The sequence below is a fragment of the Streptomyces sp. NPDC057623 genome (assembly GCF_042800355.1).
In the GTDB taxonomy this organism is placed as follows: Bacteria; Actinomycetota; Actinomycetes; order Streptomycetales; family Streptomycetaceae; genus Streptomyces.
The window spans coordinates 1-15,784 of the sequence record NZ_JBHVGZ010000048.1 but is presented as its reverse complement, the minus strand read 5'-3'; the positions used below and the strand labels follow the sequence as shown (position 1 = coordinate 15,784).

The 15,784-nt window shown below is 70.2% G+C and carries 13 protein-coding genes; 5 read left to right on the top strand and 8 right to left on the bottom strand.

From position 1 onward, the window contains the following. Positions 1-88: 88 nt before the first annotated feature. The 6 genes from folE to dacB all read right to left on the bottom strand — a co-directional run bounded on the left by folE (position 89) and on the right by dacB (position 7,976). Positions 89-694, bottom strand: a complete 606-nt coding sequence (gene folE, locus ACFU95_RS34810) for a GTP cyclohydrolase I FolE (RefSeq protein ID WP_383836252.1) — start codon at positions 692-694, stop codon at positions 89-91. 141 nt (positions 695-835) lie between these two features. After that, entirely contained in the window at positions 836-2,875 is a 2,040-nt protein-coding gene (ftsH, locus tag ACFU95_RS34805; RefSeq protein WP_383836250.1) for an ATP-dependent zinc metalloprotease FtsH, read from the bottom strand. A 207-nt stretch (positions 2,876-3,082) separates the two neighbouring features. Next, positions 3,083-3,643 carry a hypoxanthine phosphoribosyltransferase gene (gene hpt, locus ACFU95_RS34800; protein ID WP_383836410.1) on the bottom strand — a complete coding sequence of 187 codons (561 nt, stop codon included), beginning with the start codon at positions 3,641-3,643 and terminating at the stop codon, positions 3,083-3,085. 74 nt (positions 3,644-3,717) lie between these two features. Next, positions 3,718-4,908, bottom strand: a complete 1,191-nt coding sequence (tilS, locus tag ACFU95_RS34795; protein WP_383836247.1) for a tRNA lysidine(34) synthetase TilS — start codon at positions 4,906-4,908, stop codon at positions 3,718-3,720. A gap of 211 nt (positions 4,909-5,119) precedes the next feature. After that, the gene (locus tag ACFU95_RS34790) at positions 5,120-6,244 is read right to left on the bottom strand and encodes a zinc-dependent metalloprotease (protein WP_383836244.1); all 1,125 of its coding nucleotides are present in this window, start codon (positions 6,242-6,244) and stop codon (positions 5,120-5,122) included. 106 nt (positions 6,245-6,350) lie between these two features. After that, positions 6,351-7,976 (bottom strand): D-alanyl-D-alanine carboxypeptidase/D-alanyl-D-alanine-endopeptidase, encoded by a 1,626-nt coding sequence (gene dacB, locus ACFU95_RS34785; protein WP_383836241.1) that lies wholly within the window; start codon positions 7,974-7,976, stop codon positions 6,351-6,353. 79 nt (positions 7,977-8,055) lie between these two features. Between dacB and ACFU95_RS34780 the strand changes: the two genes are divergently transcribed. Both ACFU95_RS34780 and ACFU95_RS34775 read left to right on the top strand, forming a co-directional pair. Next, positions 8,056-8,547, top strand: a complete 492-nt coding sequence (locus ACFU95_RS34780; protein ID WP_164425123.1) for an inorganic diphosphatase — start codon at positions 8,056-8,058, stop codon at positions 8,545-8,547. A 181-nt stretch (positions 8,548-8,728) separates the two neighbouring features. Further along, on the top strand, positions 8,729-10,360 hold the full coding sequence (locus tag ACFU95_RS34775; protein ID WP_383836237.1) for a threonine/serine exporter ThrE family protein: 1,632 nt from the start codon (positions 8,729-8,731) through the stop codon (positions 10,358-10,360). A 93-nt stretch (positions 10,361-10,453) separates the two neighbouring features. On the opposite strand, the gene ACFU95_RS34770 is transcribed toward ACFU95_RS34775, so the two are convergent. Then, complete coding sequence (locus tag ACFU95_RS34770; RefSeq protein ID WP_383836234.1) at positions 10,454-11,377, bottom strand: DedA family protein; 924 nt, start codon at positions 11,375-11,377, stop codon at positions 10,454-10,456. 135 nt (positions 11,378-11,512) lie between these two features. Between ACFU95_RS34770 and ACFU95_RS34765 the strand changes: the two genes are divergently transcribed. Continuing rightward, on the top strand, positions 11,513-11,878 hold the full coding sequence (locus ACFU95_RS34765; protein ID WP_383836231.1) for a YbjQ family protein: 366 nt from the start codon (positions 11,513-11,515) through the stop codon (positions 11,876-11,878). A 26-nt stretch (positions 11,879-11,904) separates the two neighbouring features. Here the strand turns inward: ACFU95_RS34765 and ACFU95_RS34760 are convergent, their stop codons facing one another. Then, positions 11,905-12,666 carry a MerR family transcriptional regulator gene (locus ACFU95_RS34760; protein WP_383836228.1) on the bottom strand — a complete coding sequence of 254 codons (762 nt, stop codon included), beginning with the start codon at positions 12,664-12,666 and terminating at the stop codon, positions 11,905-11,907. Positions 12,667-12,776: 110 nt separating this feature from the next. Here ACFU95_RS34760 and ACFU95_RS34755 point away from each other — a divergent pair, with 110 nt between their 5' ends. Together ACFU95_RS34755 and ACFU95_RS34750 are read left to right on the top strand one after the other, a co-directional pair. Beyond that, a complete protein-coding gene (locus ACFU95_RS34755; RefSeq protein ID WP_383836225.1) occupies positions 12,777-14,057 on the top strand; it encodes an ion channel protein in 1,281 nt (426 codons plus the stop codon). Between the two features lie 33 nt (positions 14,058-14,090). Then, positions 14,091-15,503, top strand: coding sequence for a glutamate decarboxylase (locus tag ACFU95_RS34750; protein ID WP_383836222.1), 1,413 nt, complete (start codon positions 14,091-14,093; stop codon positions 15,501-15,503). Positions 15,504-15,784: the final 281 nt, after the last annotated feature.

The window sequence follows — 15,784 nt, the reverse complement described above, 5'->3', positions numbered from 1 at the left end:
GGCAAGGCTGAGGCGGGCCTGGAGTGGGCTTGGTGTGGGCCTGGGGCAGGATCAGCGCCCCGCGCCCGCGTCTCACCGCACCCGCCAATCAGTGAGCCATGATCAGACTCATCGCCTCGTTGCGCGTCGCCGCGTCCCGCAGCTGACCGCGCACCGCCGACGTTATGGTCTTCGCGCCCGGCTTGCGGATGCCGCGCATCGACATGCACATGTGCTCGCACTCCACGACGACGATCACGCCCCGCGGCTCCAGGATCTCCATCAGGGAGTCCGCGATCTGCGTAGTGAGACGTTCCTGCACCTGCGGCCGCCGGGCGTAGACATCCACCAACCGGGCCAGCTTGGACAGCCCGGTGATCTTGCCTGACGTGGCCGGAATGTATCCGACGTGAGCGACGCCCCGGAACGGCACCAGATGATGCTCACAGGTCGAGTACACCTCGATGTCCTTCACCAGCACCATCTCGTCGTGCCCGATGTCGAACGTCGTCGTCAGCACGTCCTCGGGCTTCTGCCACAACCCCGCGAAGATCTCCTGGTAGGCCCGCGCCACCCGCCCCGGCGTCTCCCGGAGCCCCTCGCGATCCGGATCCTCCCCGACGGCGATCAGCAGTTCGCGTACGGCGTTCTCTGCGCGCTTCTCGTCGAACTCGCCGACACGGCCCTCGCCGTCCAGTGTCACGGGGTCGGTCATGTGGTGCCTCGTTCCATCGCGGGTGGCGCGTGTGGGTCACACGTCTGAACTGCGGGCATGGGAAATGCCGCGCCCCCCAGGCTAAAACCTGGGGGGCGCGGCATCCATTCCGGGCCCGGTGGGGTCACCGGGGTCCGTGCGTCAGCTCTCGGGACGCTCCTCGGGGGCCGGCTCGACCGCCGGGGCGGGCTCCGTCAGAGTCGACTTGGCGGTGCTGATCGCCGGAGTCGCGCCGTTGGCGCCGTTCGTCAGTGCGAGCTCCTTCGGGGAGAGCACCGGCGGACGGGTGGACGGCGTGCGACGGGAGGAGCCGGTCCAGGCCGGACGCGGCGGACGCTTGACGATCGGGGCGAAGATCTCGGCGATCTCCTCCTTGCCCAGCGTCTCCCTCTCCAGCAGCTGCAGCACCAGGTTGTCGAGGACGTCGCGGTTCTCGACCAGGATCTCCCAGGCCTCGTTGTGCGCGTTCTCGATGAGCTTCTTGACTTCCTCGTCCACCAGCGCGGCGACCTCTTCCGAGTAGTCGCGCTGGTGAGCCATCTCACGGCCGAGGAACGGCTCGGTGTTGTCGCCGCCGAACTTGATCGCGCCCAGACGCTCGGTCATGCCGTACTGCGTGACCATCGCGCGGGCCGTGGTGGTGGCCTTCTCGATGTCGTTCGCAGCGCCCGTGGTCGGGTCGTGGAAGACGAGCTCCTCGGCCGCGCGGCCGCCCAGCATGTAGGCCAGCTGGTCCAGCATCTCGTTGCGCGTCGTGGAGTACTTGTCCTCCTCCGGCAGCACCATCGTGTAGCCGAGGGCACGGCCTCTCGACAGGATCGTGATCTTGTGGACCGGGTCGGAGTTCGGGGAAGCCGCCGCGACCAGGGCGTGTCCGCCCTCGTGGTACGCGGTGATCTTCTTCTCCTTGTCCGACATGATCCGGGTCCGCTTCTGCGGGCCCGCCACGACGCGGTCGATCGCCTCGTCCAGCATCTGGTTGTCGATGAGCTTCCGGTCCGAGCGAGCCGTGAGCAGCGCGGCCTCGTTGAGGACGTTGCTCAGGTCCGCGCCGGTGAAGCCCGGAGTGCGGCGGGCGACCGCCGACAGGTCGACGTCCGGAGCGACCGGCTTGCCCTTCTGGTGGACCTTGAGGATCTCCAGACGGCCCTGCATGTCCGGGCGGTCCACCGCGATCTGGCGGTCGAAGCGGCCGGGGCGCAGCAGTGCCGGGTCGAGGATGTCGGGCCGGTTCGTCGCGGCGATGAGGATCACGCCGCCCTTGACGTCGAAGCCGTCCATCTCGACGAGCAGCTGGTTCAGCGTCTGCTCGCGCTCGTCGTGACCACCGCCGAGGCCGGCGCCGCGGTGGCGGCCGACCGCGTCGATCTCGTCGACGAAGACGATCGCCGGGGCGTTCGCCTTGGCCTGCTCGAACAGGTCACGGACTCGGGAGGCACCGACACCGACGAACATCTCGACGAAGTCGGAACCGGAGATCGAGTAGAAGGGGACGCCCGCCTCGCCGGCGACGGCGCGCGCGAGGAGCGTCTTGCCGGTACCAGGAGGCCCGTAGAGCAGTACGCCCTTGGGGATCTTGGCGCCCACGGCCTGGAACTTCGCCGGTTCCTGGAGGAACTCCTTGATCTCGTGGAGTTCCTCGACGGCCTCGTCCGAGCCGGCGACGTCCGAGAACGTCGTCTTCGGGGTGTCCTTGGTGATGAGCTTCGCCTTGGACTTCCCGAAGTTCATGACTCGGGAGCCGCCGCCCTGCATCTGATTCATCAGGAACAGGAAGACGACCACGATGAGGACGAAGGGCAGCAGGGAGAGCAGGATGCCGACGAACGGGTTCTGCTTGGACGGCGAGACCGTGTAGCCGTCGGGGATCTGCTTCTGCTGGTACTTGTTCTGCAGCGTGTTGGCGATGTCCACGCCTTGGTCGCCGATGTAGCTCGCCTGGATCTTGGTGGCGCCCTCGACCTTTACGCCGTCCTTGAGCTGCGCCTTGACGATCTGTTCGTCGCCAGTGGTCAGCTTGACCGACTCGACCTTGTTCTCATTGATCGCCTGAACGACCTGGCCGGTGTCAACCGTCTTGTAGCCGCCGGACGAGCCGACGACCTGCATCAACACGACCACGGCAAGGACGGCCAGCACGATCCACATGACCGGCCCACGGAAGTATCGCTTCACGTCCATCCATACGGAGCGATGTCGCCCCGTCCCTCCTGCCATAGTGAGTTTGATAAGACAGTTCTTCTGACGGTACCCCAGCTTCGGCGACCGAAGCCGCACGGGAGGGCTGGCAAGCCCGTCTGCATGCTCCAACGGCGCGAGGCCCGCCGGGGTTCCCGATCTTCGTACGGCGCTTGGGCCCTTCGGGTCCGGTTCCCCGGACCGGCGGACTCAGCCCCCGTAGACGTGGGGCGCGAGCGTACCGACGAACGGGAGGTTGCGGTACTTCTCGGCGTAGTCGAGGCCGTAGCCCACGACGAACTCGTTGGGGATGTCGAAGCCCACCCACTCCACGTCGATGGCGACCTTCGCGGCCTCGGGCTTGCGCAGCAGGGTGCACACCTTGAGGGAGGCGGGCTCGCGCGAGCCGAGGTTGGAGATCAGCCAGGACAGGGTCAGGCCGGAGTCGATGATGTCCTCGACGATCAGGACGTGCCTGCCCTTGATGTCGGTGTCGAGGTCCTTGAGGATCCGCACGACCCCGGAGGACTGGGTGCCCGCGCCGTACGACGACACGGCCATCCAGTCCATGGTGAGGGGGGTGGACAGCGCCCGGGCGAGGTCCGCCATCACCATCACCGCGCCCTTGAGGACACCGACGATGAGCAGGTCCTTGCCCGCGTACTCCGCGTCGATCTTCGCGGCCAGCTCGGCCAGCTTCGCGTCGATCTCTTCCTTGGTGATGAGCACCTGTTGGAGGTCGGCACCCATGTCGTTCGCGTCCACCCGCATCACTTTCGGTCGTCCCACCGGCCGGTCCGGCCGCTCCCGCGTCCCCGCTCGGGGGCCGGTGGGAGGTCCGGTTTTCAGCCTTGCCGAATCACCAGTCTGCCACCCTGACGCTGGGCGACGACTTTGCCGGGGAGATTGATGGCTCCCTGGCCGCGCCAGCCGGTGATCAGGCGGTCGACTTCCTCGATGTGGCGGGCGAACAGCGCACCGGCGGGCGCACCGGCCTCGATGGCCGCGCGGCGCAGGATCCGGCGGCGTACGGCGGGCGGCAGCGCATAGAGCTTGGCGCACTCCAGAAGGCCGGCCGCGTCGCGTACGGCGGCCTCGGCCTGGCGGGCCCAGGCGTCGAGCGCGTCGGCATCGTCGCGGGAGAGCTGGGCCGTACGGGCGAGGGCCTCGACGACGCCCTTGCCGAGTGCCTTCTCCAGGGCGGGCAGGCCCTCTTGGCGCAGGCGCGAGCGCGTGTACGCGGGATCGGCGTTGTGGGGGTCGTCCCAGACCGGGAGCGCCTGGACCATGCAGGCCTTGCGGGCGGTCTGCCGGTCGAGCCCGAGGAAGGGGCGGCGGTAACGGCCGTCGGCCCCCGAGACCGCGGCCATTCCGGACAGGGAGCGGATGCCGGAGCCGCGGGCGAGTCCGAGCAGGACGGTCTCGGCCTGGTCGTCGCGGGTGTGGCCGAGCAGGACGGCGACGGCGCCGTGCCGGGCGGCCGCGTCGTCGAGGGCGGCGTAACGGGCGTCGCGGGCGGCGGCCTCGGGGCCGCCCGCACGGCCGACGGTCACGGCGACGGACTCGACCGGTTCGAGGCCGAGTTCGCGCATGCGCAGGACGACTTCCTCGGCGCGCAGGTCGGAGCCGGGCTGTAGACCGTGGTCGACGGTGATGCCACCGGCGCGGATGCCGAGCTTGGGGGCCTCGAAGGCGAGGGCGGAGGCGAGGGCCATGGAGTCGGCGCCGCCGGAGCACGCCACGAGCACGAGCGGGGAGGGGGGTCGCTCGTGCTCGGTGGTGCGCGGGGAGTCCTGCGGGAGTGCGCCGGGGAGCTCGTACGACGGTTCGACGGCCGTGTCGTACGCGGCGGGCGTGCCGCCGGTCGAGGGCACGGGCAGCAGCGCCACGGACGGTGTCACGTGCGCGATCCCGTACGAGGTCGCGCGTGAGCGGCCGGGCGCGAGGGCGTCGGCGGGACTGTGTTCGGTGAGGATGTCGTGGAGGACGCGGCGGACCGCCAGGCGTATCGCCGCGACCGCAGGATGGGGACCCATGTCCGGTTCCCTTCATGAAATTGTCGGGGGGTGAGCCCGAGTTCGGTCACTCAGAGTGTGTAGATGGTGACAGAACCGGGCCGTTCCCCGAGCATTGCACGCCTACCCATGGCTCACGGTCCCTCGGACGGGTGATTGCAGGGGCGTTCGCCTGCCGTCGGCCGGATTCGGTTCACGACCTTCGTATGATCTGCACGCCTCGGCGCGTGATTCACGACTCCGCCTTGCGGTGCACCCGCCCGATCCAGTCCGCGGGTTTGGCGATCTCCGCCTTGGTGGGGAGGGTGTTGGGGGACGTCCACACGCGGTTGAAGCCGTCCATGCCGACCTGGTCCACGACGGCCCGTACGAAGCGTTCGCCGTCGCGGTACTGCCTGAGTTTGGCATCGAGACCCAGCAGTTTGCGCAGGGCCATGTCCAGTCGGGAGGCGCCCTTGGCGCGCCGCTGCTGGAACTTCTCCCGGATCTCCGCGACGGTCGGCACGACCTGGGGCCCCACCCCGTCCATCACGAAGTCCGCGTGGCCCTCCAGGAGGGACATCACGGCGGTGAGGCGCCCGAGGATCTCCCGCTGGGCCGGCGTCTGCACCAGCTCCACGAACGACCGTCCGCCGTCGTCCTCCTCGGCCTCGGGCCGGCCGCCGGCGAGGGACTGCGCGGCCTCGCGGATACGTTCGAGGACGGTCATGGGGTCGACGTCGGTCTCCCCCAAGAAAGACTGGATTTCACCCTCCAGGTGGTCCCGCAGCCAGGGCACGGCGCTGAACTGCGTGCGGTGCGTCTCCTCGTGCAGGCACACCCACAGGCGGAAGTCGTGGGGCTGTACGTCGAGTTCGCGCTCCACATGCACGATGTTCGGGGCGACGAGGAGCAGTCGGCCGCCGCCGTTCTCCCCCGCCGGGAGTTCGCGGGTGGCCGGGGCGAACGTCTCGTACTGGCCGAGGACGCGGGAGGCCAGGAAGGAGAGCAGCATCCCGAGTTCGACGCCGGTGACCTTGCCGCCGACGGCGCCGAGGACCGCGCCGCCGGTGCTGCTGCTGCGGCGCTCCTGCATCTTTTCGAGCAGTGGCTTGAGGATCTGGCGGAACCCCGCGACGTTCGCCCGCACCCAGCCGGGGCGGTCGACGACGAGGACGGGGGTGTCGTGGATGTCCTCCGTGCCCATCCGGGTGAAGCCCCGGACGTGTTCCTCCGAGGCCTTGGCATGTCGGCGCAGCTCGGCGACGACGGCCCTGGCCTCGTCGCGGCTCACCTCGGGGCCCGGCCGTACGAGCCGGGTCGCGGTCGCCACCGCGAGATTCCAGTCGACCATCTCGGCACCACCGATGCTCGTCATGTGTCAACCGTACGTGAGCGTTCCCACTTGGGGCAGGCCGTGGGGGTGGGCGGAGCGACGTGCGCTCGGAGGGTGCCCGGCGCCCCGGGCCGGGCCGGCCGTGCGGCTAGCCGCAGCCGCACGACGCCAGCGCCGTCGCCGTGCGGTCCAGCGCCGCCCGGGCCGTCTCCGTGTTCCCGCCCGTCGACAGGAACGCGAAGGCGAGCAGGCGGCCGTCCTGGTCCACGACCGTGCCGGCCAGGGAGTTCACGCCGTTCAGGGTGCCCGTCTTCGCCCGGACGACGCCGGCCGCGCCATCGGTGTAGCGGCTGCTCAGGGTGCCGGTGAAGCCGGCCACGGGGAGGCCGGTCAGAACCGGGCGGAGTTCGGGGTGGCTGGGGTCGGCGGCCTTGGCCAGGAGGGCCGTGAGCAGATCCGCCGTGAGTTTGTCGTCGCGGTCGAGGCCGCTGCCGTCCTTGAAGTCGACGCCCGTCACCGGCAGCCCGAGCTTCTTCAGCCGATCCCCGATCGCCTCGCCCGCGCCGTCGAAGTCGGCGCGGGCGCCGCTCGCCACGGCGGTCTGCCGGGCGAGGTGCTCGGCGATGTCGTTGTCGCTGTTGGTGAGCATGCGCTCGACCACGGAGGACAGCGGCGGCGAGGTGACCTCGGCGAGCGATTCGGCCCGGTTCGTCGCCTTGGACGGGCCCGGCGCGGTGGTCTTGACGCCGCGCTCCGCGAGAAGGGCCGCGAACTGCGTCGCCGCGTCCTTCGCCGGGTCCTCCGTCCGCTTCACCGGCCCGCTGGTGGAGTCGTTCGTGCGGGCCTCGTCGACCATGAGGGCGCTGACCGGGGCGAGGTTGGGGTTCTGCCCGATGGGGTGCAGTTCGGGGCCGGCGTAGAGCGTCTTGTCGTACGAGAGGGTGACCTCGCGTACGTCCCGCTTCTTCAGCGCCTTGGCCGTCCGGTCGGCCAGCTCGCGCAGGCTCGCCCAGCCGTCGGCGTCCTTGTGCGCCGTCAGTGTGGGGTCGCCGCCGCCGACCAGGACCAGTTCCCTGGTGTCGGGCTCCAGGGCCGTGCGGGTGGTGAGGCGGTGGTCGGGGCCCAGCGCGGTGAGGGCGGCCGCGGCGGTGGCGATCTTCGTCGTCGAGGCGGGGGTGAGGGGCTCGGACGCGCCCTCGCCGTAGAGACGCCTGCCGGTGGCCACGTCGACGATCGCCGCCGTGCTGTGGGCGCCGAGCTCCGGGGCGTCCAGGAGCGGACCCAGGAGACCGGCGAGGGCCTTGCCGTCCGGTGCGGCCTGCACGGTGCCGACACCGCCGCCCAGGCCGGGGAGGACGGAGGCCGCGCTGGGGGCGGGCCGGGGCCCCTCGGCGGCCGTATCGGACGTATCGGCATCACGGCCGTGATCTGCGCCACCCGTGCGCTCCTGGGCGGCCGCCCAGTCCCGCTCGGCCGTACGCTGACCGGTGGAGTCCCAGGGGCCGGCGGCGGTCACCACTCCGGCGGCCAGCGCCAGTCCGGCGGTGGCGGCGCCGGCGGTGTACTGCCAGGTCTTCGGCTTCGTGATCCGCGCGACCTGCGGGGAAGCGGCTCGCGCGAGCCGTACGACCTGCGGTTTCGCGGCCGTCGCGGCGCGTGCGAGACGTGGCCGTACGGCGCCCGCGACCCGTGCCAGACGGGGTCGTACGACGCCCGCGACCCGCGTCACATGCGGTCTCGCGGCTCGCCACGGCCTCAGCTCTGGCACGACCACCAGCCCCTTTCGCGATCACACACCTGCGTGAGGGACACTTAACCACCAGAACTATGTGCTGATCATGGAGGAGCCACCGGTGGAGTTCGACGTCACGATCGAGATTCCGAAGGGTTCGCGGAACAAGTACGAGGTGGACCACGAGACCGGTCGGATCCGCCTGGACCGTCGACTCTTCACCTCGACCGCCTACCCGACCGACTACGGCTTCGTCGAGAACACCCTCGGCGAGGACGGCGACCCGCTGGACGCGCTGGTCATCCTGGACGAGCCGACCTTCCCGGGCTGCCTCATCAAGTGCCGGGCGATCGGCATGTTCCGGATGACGGACGAGGCCGGCGGCGACGACAAGCTGCTGTGCGTCCCGGCGACGGACCCGCGCCAGGAGCACCTGCGTGACATCCACCACGTCTCCGAGTTCGACCGCCTGGAGATCCAGCACTTCTTCGAGGTCTACAAGGACCTGGAGCCCGGCAAGTCCGTCGAGGGTGCCGACTGGGTGGGCCGCACCGACGCCGAGGCCGAGATCGAGCGGTCGTACAAGCGCTTCAAGGACCAGGGCGGCCACTGAGCCACCGGTTGAGTCACCATCGGCTCTCAGCCATGTGAACGGGCTGCACGCGTGCGCGTGCAGCCCGCCCGCCCGTCGCCCGGCCACCGCCCCTCAACGAGGCGCTGCGCGCCACCCCTTCTCGACTGTTTGTGCGCATACTGAGTGCTGCAGGAGGTGTCTTACAGGGAGTGCTACGCACGTGACGGACGCGGAGGACCGCAAGCCGCAGTCGGACGAGGCGAGGATGGCCTTCACCCCGCCCGTCGGGGTCGAGGTGGGGGACAGCGAGTCGGAGACCACGTCCGAGTTCGCCCTTCCCCAGGGGCTGGACGTGCCGCAGCCGCCTGTCCAGGAACCCGAGGGCTCGGCGTTCAGCACGCCGCGCGGCTACAGCGTCGAGGACGCCGTGTCCGCTTTCACACCCGCCGGCGGCATACCGCGGATCAGCCTGACCAAGGACCTGCCCTGGCAGGACCGGATGCGCACGATGCTGCGCATGCCGGTGGCCGAGCGGCCCGCACCGGAGCGGATGCCCAGGGTGGAGGAGGAGGGTCCGGCCGTCCCGCGCGTGCTCGACCTGACCCTGCGTATCGGTGAGCTGCTGCTGGCCGGCGGCGAGGGCGCGGAGGACGTCGAGGCGGCGATGTTCGCGGTCTGCCGGTCCTACGGCCTGGACCGCTGCGAGCCGAACGTCACCTTCACCCTGCTGTCGATCTCGTACCAGCCGTCGCTGGTGGACGATCCGGTGACGGCGTCGCGTACGGTGCGGCGGCGCGGCACCGACTACACGCGTCTGGCCGCCGTGTACCAGCTCGTCGACGACCTCAGCGACCCGGAGAGCCACATCTCCCTGGAGGAGGCCTACGGGCGGCTCGCGGAGATCCGCCGCAACCGTCACCCGTATCCGACCTGGGTGCTGACCTCGGCGAGCGGGCTGCTCGCGGGAGCGGCCTCCGTGCTGGTCGGCGGTGATCTGATCGTGTTCGTCGCGGCGGCGCTGGGCGCGATGCTCGGCGACCGGCTGGCGTGGCTGTGCGCGGGGCGCGGGCTGCCGGAGTTCTACCAGTTCACGGTGGCCGCCATGCCGCCGGCCGCGATAGGGGTGGCGCTGACGCTGGCGCACGTCGATGTGAAGGCGTCCGCGGTCATCACCGGTGGGCTGTTCGCGCTGCTGCCCGGGCGGGCGCTGGTCGCGGGCGTGCAGGACGGGCTGACGGGCTTCTACATCACCGCGGCGGCGCGGCTGCTGGAGGTCACGTACTTCTTCGTCGGCATCGTCGTCGGTGTGCTGGTGATCCTGTACTTCGGCGTGAACCTGGGTGCCAAGCTCACCCCGGACGAGGCGCTGCAGGCCTCCGACCGGCCGTACTGGCAGATCGCCGCGTCGATGCTGCTGTCGCTGACCTTCGCGGTGCTGCTCCAGCAGGACCGGTCCACCGTGCTCGCCGTGACCCTCAACGGGGGTGTGGCATGGGTGGTGTACGGCGCGATGTACTACGCTGGCGAGTTCTCGCCGGTGGCCTCCACCGCCGTCGCCGCCGGGCTCGTGGGCTTGTTCGGGCAGTTGATGGCGCGGTACCGGTTCGCGTCGGCGTTGCCGTACACGACTGCGGCGATCGGGCCCCTGTTGCCGGGTTCCGCCACGTACTTCGGGCTGCTGGCGATCGCTCAGAACCATGTGAACAAGGGGCTGGTGTCGTTGGCCACGGCGGCTTCGCTGGCCATGGCCATCGCCATCGGGGTGAACCTCGGGGCTGAGATCTCGCGGATGTTCCTGCGGATCGGGTCGCCGGAGAAGCGGCGGGCCGCCAAGAGGACGCGGGGGTTCTGACGCCGGTGCCGGCTGGCTCGGGTCCTTCTGCGGGACGGCGGCTGCGGATTGTTCGTGGCTTGTCGCGCAGTTCCCCGCGCCCCCAAGGGCGTTTCAGTAACCCTGGTTCGGGGGGTACTGCTGATTGCCGTACTGCTGCTGGTCACCGTACTGCTGCTGGCCGTAACCCTGCGGGTACTGCTGGGCGTACGGCTGCTGCTGGGGCTGCTGGTCGTAGTACTGCTGGTCGTAGCCGTACTGCTGCTGGCCGCCCTGGTGGCCCTGGTTGCCGTACTGCTGCTGGGGCTGAGGCTGGGGCTGGTCGTCGGACGGGATGCGGCGGAGCTGGGTCGTCGCGTCGTCCATCCTCATGTGCTGCTGCTGAGCCGGAGCCGGGGCGGGGGTCTCGGCCGCCGCGCGCTTCTTCTTGGCGCGCTCGCGCAGGTACTCGATGATGATCGGGACCACGGAGACGAAGACGATCAGGACGAGGATCGCCTCGACGTTCTTGTTGATGAACTTGATCTGACCGAGCCAGTAGCCCGCAAGGGTGACGCCGGTGCCCCAGGCGATACCGCCGATGACGTTGTACGTGAGGAACGTGGCGTACTTCATGCGGCCGGCGCCCGCCACGATGGGGGCGAAGGTGCGCACGATCGGCACGAAGCGGGCGAGGACGATCGCCTTGGGGCCGTACTTCTCCATGAACTCGTGCGCCTTCTCCAGGTTCTCCTGTTTGAAGAGCTTGGAGCCCGGGCGGTTGAAGAGCTTCGGGCCGAAGAACTTGCCGATCATGTACCCGACCTGGTCGCCGATGACGGCGGCCAGGACGATGAGGGTGCAGACCAGCCACAGCGGCTGGCTGATGTACTGCCCCTGCGCCACGAAAAGGCCCGCCGTGAACAGCAGGGAGTCCCCGGGCAGGAAGGCGAAGAGGCCGGACTCGGCGAAGACGATCAGCAGGATGCCAGGGAGGCTGAACGTCTCGATCAGATAGTCCGGGCTGAGCCACTCGGGGCCGAGCGCAAGCGTGGTCACGGGATTGTGGCTCCTGCGGGGAGGGGGCGGCGGGCTGAAGCTGGCTGCTCAAATTATCAACGCTGCACTGGCCGCCCAGGTTCCATGGACCCCCTCAGGATGCACTGTGCCTCCGCTGGGTCAAAGCTGTGATTCATGGGCATCGAAGAGTTCGGCGGCGGACAGGGACCCCAGCCAGACGTTCTGGTGGTGACCACCAACGACGTCCCCGGCCACCGCGTCACAGAAGTCATCGGCGAGGTCTTCGGGCTGACCGTGCGCTCCCGGCACGTGGGCAGCCAGATCGGCGCCGGTCTGAAGTCACTGGTCGGCGGTGAGCTCAAGGGGCTCACCAAGACGCTCGTGGAGACCCGCAACCAGGCCATGGAGCGGCTCGTCCAGCAGGCACGCGCGCGTGGCGCGAACGGCGTGCTGGCCTTCCGCTTCGACGTGACGGAGGCGGCCGACGTGGGCACCGAGGTGTGCGCCTACGGGACGGCGGTGGTCCTGGCCCGGGAGTGAACCGTACGGGCTCCCGGGCCAGATCCTCATGCGGTGTGGCGGTCGGCGTTCGTGCGGATCGCTTCCTTCAAGTGCTCCGCGAGACCCGGGTGCATGGAGTCGTAGAACGCCTTGAAGCGCTCGTCGGAGACGTACATCTCGCCGAAGCACCGGTGCATCTCGTAGGGGACCTCGAAGTAGGTCCTGCTGATGTGCTGCCTGTGTTCCTCGGCGAGGTCCATGGCCGCCTCGCCGGACGGCGGCTCGCCTGCCGCCACGAGGGCCGCGTACCGCCGGCCCCAGTCGTCGACCTCGGCCTGAATGCGTTTCCAGTCCTCCTTGGTGTAGGTGGCGGCGCGGCGCTGTGACTCGGCGTACGCCTCCGTACCTCCCCAGCGCTGCTCCGCCTCCTCGGCGTACTGCTCGGGGTCCTTGTCCCCGAACACCTCGAACCGCTCCTCCGGCGTCAGATCGATCCCCATCTTGCGTGCCTCCATGGCGTGCTCCACGGCCGCCGCCATCTTTCGCAGCTTCTCGATCCGGGCGGTCAGCAGCTCGTGCTGCCGGCGCAGGTGTACGCGCGGGTCCGCGGCCGGGTCGTCGAGCAGGGCGGCGACCTCCTCGAGCGGGAAGCCGAGCTCGCGGTAGAACAGGATCTGCTGAAGCCGGTCGAGGTCGGCGTCGTTGTAGCGCCGGTGGCCCGCGTGGCTGCGCTCGCCGGGTACGAGCAGGCCGATGTCGTCGTAGTGGTGCAGGGTGCGCACCGTCACCGCGGCGAAGCCGGCGACCTGTCCCACGGAGTAGCTCACTTCCGCTCCCTTCGTCTTACGCACTCCACGGTGGGCCCTCACGTGGCGTGAGGTGCAAGCCCGGTTTCCCTCCGGATGTCGCGCCCGTTTTGCCCGTTTATCGTGAGCCCGTGGCCCAGGACACCGTGCAGCCGTTACCCGCCCCGGCAACCCCGGCCCGGGCACTGCTGCCGTTGATCCTCCCCGCTCTCGTGGTGGGCGTGGCGGCGAGTCTGCTCCTTCTCGGGGTGGAGTCCGCGGCCGAGGAGCTCCAGGACGTTCTGTGGCGGAACCTGCCCGACGCGCTGGGGGTGGGCCGGTACTCCGTGCTGTGGATGCTCGTCGTGCTCACCGCCACCGGCGTGGCCGTCGGCCTGGTCGTGTGGAAGGTGCCGGGGCACGCCGGACCCGACCCGGCCACGAGCGGCCTGGACGCTCCGGTGCTGCCGCTCGCCGTGCTGCCGGGGCTGCTGCTGGCGACCGCGCTGATGCTCGCGGGCGGACCGAGTCTCGGCCCGGAGAACCCGATCATCGCCGTGAACGTGGGTCTCGCCTTCTGGCTGGGCCGGCGGCTGCTCCCCCGGGCGCCGGGCGGCCTGTGGGTGGCTCTGGCGGAGGCGGCGACGATCGGCGCCCTGTTCGGCACTCCGGTGGCGGCGGCGCTGCTCCTGTCCGAGGCCCTGGCCGGGCGGCAGCTGAAGGGGGCGCTGTGGGACAACGTCTTCGCGCCGCTCGTCGCCGCCGCCGCGGGTTCGCTGACGACCACCCTGGTGGCGCATCCGACGTTCGATCTGCACCTCCCCGCCTTCGGGCGGCCCGGCTGGGGCGATCTGCTCGCGTCGCTGGTGATCGCGTCCGTCGCCGCGCTGCTCGGCATGGCCGCCGTCCGTGCCTTCCCGTACGTCCACGGCGCGTTCGCGCGGCTGGGGCATCCCATGGTGGCGCTGCCGGTCGGCGGGCTGGTGCTGGGCCTGCTCGGCGCGCTGGGCGGCCATCTGACGCTCTTCAAGGGGCTGGACGAGGTCGGGGAGATCGCGGCCGACCCCGACGGCTGGTCGGCCGGTCAGTTCGCGACGATGACGGTCGTGAAGCTGGCAGCGCTGCTCGTCGCCGCGTCCTGCGGCTTCCGCGGCGGGCGGATCTTCCCGGCCGTGTTCGTGGGCGCCGCCCTCGGGCTGTGCGCCCACGCCCTGGTGCCCGCCGTCCATCCCGCCGTCGGTGTCGCCTCGGGCGTGCTGGGCGTGCTCCTCGCCATCACCCGGCAGGGCTGGGTGAGCCTGTTCACGGCGGCCGTGCTGGTGGCCTCGCCGGCGATCATCGCCCTGCTGTGCATGGCCTCGCTGCCGGCCTGGCTGCTGGTGACGGGACGCCCCCAGATGCAGTTGCGCGACGACGGAACCCCGGTCCGCTGACCCGATCCCCTCAGGAGACTCAGGAGAGAGCCCATGCCGCTGCACAAAGGCCCCCAGGGGCCCGACGAGCGCCCGCTGTCCGTCAACCCCTTCTACGGGGAGGCGAATCCGGTCGGTGGCATGACTCAGGCCCCGCCCAAGCACCGGCTGCCGGACGCCCCCATGTCGCCCTCGACGGCGTACCAGCTCGTCCACGACGAGCTGATGCTGGACGGCAACTCCCGGCTGAACCTGGCCACCTTCGTCACCACCTGGATGGAGCCGCAGGCCGGGGTTCTGATGGGTGAGTGCCGGGACAAGAACATGATCGACAAGGACGAGTACCCGCGCACCGCCGAGTTGGAGCGGCGCTGCGTGGCGATGCTCGCCGACCTGTGGAACGCGCCCGACCCGGCGGCGGCCGTGGGGTGTTCGACGACCGGGTCGAGCGAGGCGTGCATGCTCGCCGGGATGGCGCTCAAGCGGCGCTGGGCGCAGCGTAACGCCGACCGCTATCCCGCGCACGACGTCCGCCCCAATCTGGTCATGGGCGTCAACGTCCAGGTCTGCTGGGACAAGTTCTGCAACTTCTGGGAGGTGGAGGCCCGGCAGGTCCCCATGGAGGGCGACCGCTTCCATCTCGATCCGCAGGCGGCGGCCGCGCTGTGCGACGAGAACACCATCGGCGTCGTCGGCGTCCTCGGCTCCACCTTCGACGGCTCCTACGAGCCGGTCGCCGAGCTGTGCTCCGCCCTCGACGCACTTCAGGAGCGCACCGGACTCGACGTCCCGGTGCACGTCGACGGCGCGTCCGGCGCGATGGTGGCGCCTTTCCTGGACGAGGACCTGGTCTGGGACTTCCGGCTGCCGAGGGTGGTCTCCGTCAACACCTCGGGGCACAAGTACGGGCTCGTCTACCCCGGGGTCGGCTGGGCGCTGTGGCGCGACCGGGCGTCCCTGCCCGAGGAGCTCGTCTTCCGCGTCAACTACCTGGGCGGCGACATGCCGACCTTCGCGCTCAACTTCTCCCGGCCGGGCGCCCAGGTGGTCGCGCAGTACTACACCTTCCTGCGCCTCGGCCGCGAGGGCTACCGGGCCGTGCAGCAGACCACCCGGGACGTCGCCCTGAGGATCGCCGACCGCGTCGCGGATTTCGGCGACTTCCAGCTGCTGACCCGGGGCGACGAGCTCCCGGTGTTCGCGTTCACGACCCGGCCGGAGGTGACGGCCTACGACGTCTTCGACGTCTCCCGGCGGCTGCGCGAGAAGGGCTGGCTGGTCCCTGCGTACACCTTCCCGGCGAACCGCGAGGACCTGTCCGTCCTGCGGGTCGTCTGCCGCAACGGCTTCTCCGAGGACCTCGCCGATCTGTTCGTGGAGGACCTGGGCCTGCTGCTGCCGGAGCTGCGCCGGCAGCCGCGTCCCCTGACGCAGGACAAGGGTGCGGCCACCGGCTTCCACCACTAGGGGGTGTTTCGACAGTCCCGTGCGGTGCCCGCGTCCGCCGCGGCAGCGGCTGGTGTCACAGCCGGTGCGTGCCCTCGGCGTGCCGGACGAAGGCCCTCGTAGCGGAGCTACTTGGGCCTTTAGCCGGTGCGGCGAGGGTGCGTGCCGGGCGCCGCGGGTGCTGTGCGGGACTTTCGCAACACCCCCTAAAGCGCGTTGCAGAAGGCCGTGAGATTGCAGGTCAGGGCCCGCTTACGGCTGTGCTGATCACGCGGTCAGGGCGAGGTTGTGCATGTGGGCGA

What these genes read in the sequence shown, in the direction of transcription:
- ftsH (WP_383836250.1), bottom strand. Translation starts at nt 2,875, where the DNA reads ATGGACGTGAAGCGATACTTCCGTGGGCCGGTCATGTGGATCGTGCTG.
- folE (WP_383836252.1), bottom strand. Translation starts at nt 694, where the DNA reads ATGACCGACCCCGTGACACTGGACGGCGAGGGCCGTGTCGGCGAGTTC.
- tilS (WP_383836247.1), bottom strand. Translation starts at nt 4,908, where the DNA reads ATGGGTCCCCATCCTGCGGTCGCGGCGATACGCCTGGCGGTCCGCCGC.
- ACFU95_RS34750 (WP_383836222.1), top strand. Translation starts at nt 14,091, where the DNA reads ATGCCGCTGCACAAAGGCCCCCAGGGGCCCGACGAGCGCCCGCTGTCC.
- ACFU95_RS34765 (WP_383836231.1), top strand. Translation starts at nt 11,513, where the DNA reads ATGGGCATCGAAGAGTTCGGCGGCGGACAGGGACCCCAGCCAGACGTT.
- ACFU95_RS34790 (WP_383836244.1), bottom strand. Translation starts at nt 6,244, where the DNA reads ATGACGAGCATCGGTGGTGCCGAGATGGTCGACTGGAATCTCGCGGTG.
- hpt (WP_383836410.1), bottom strand. Translation starts at nt 3,643, where the DNA reads ATGCGGGTGGACGCGAACGACATGGGTGCCGACCTCCAACAGGTGCTC.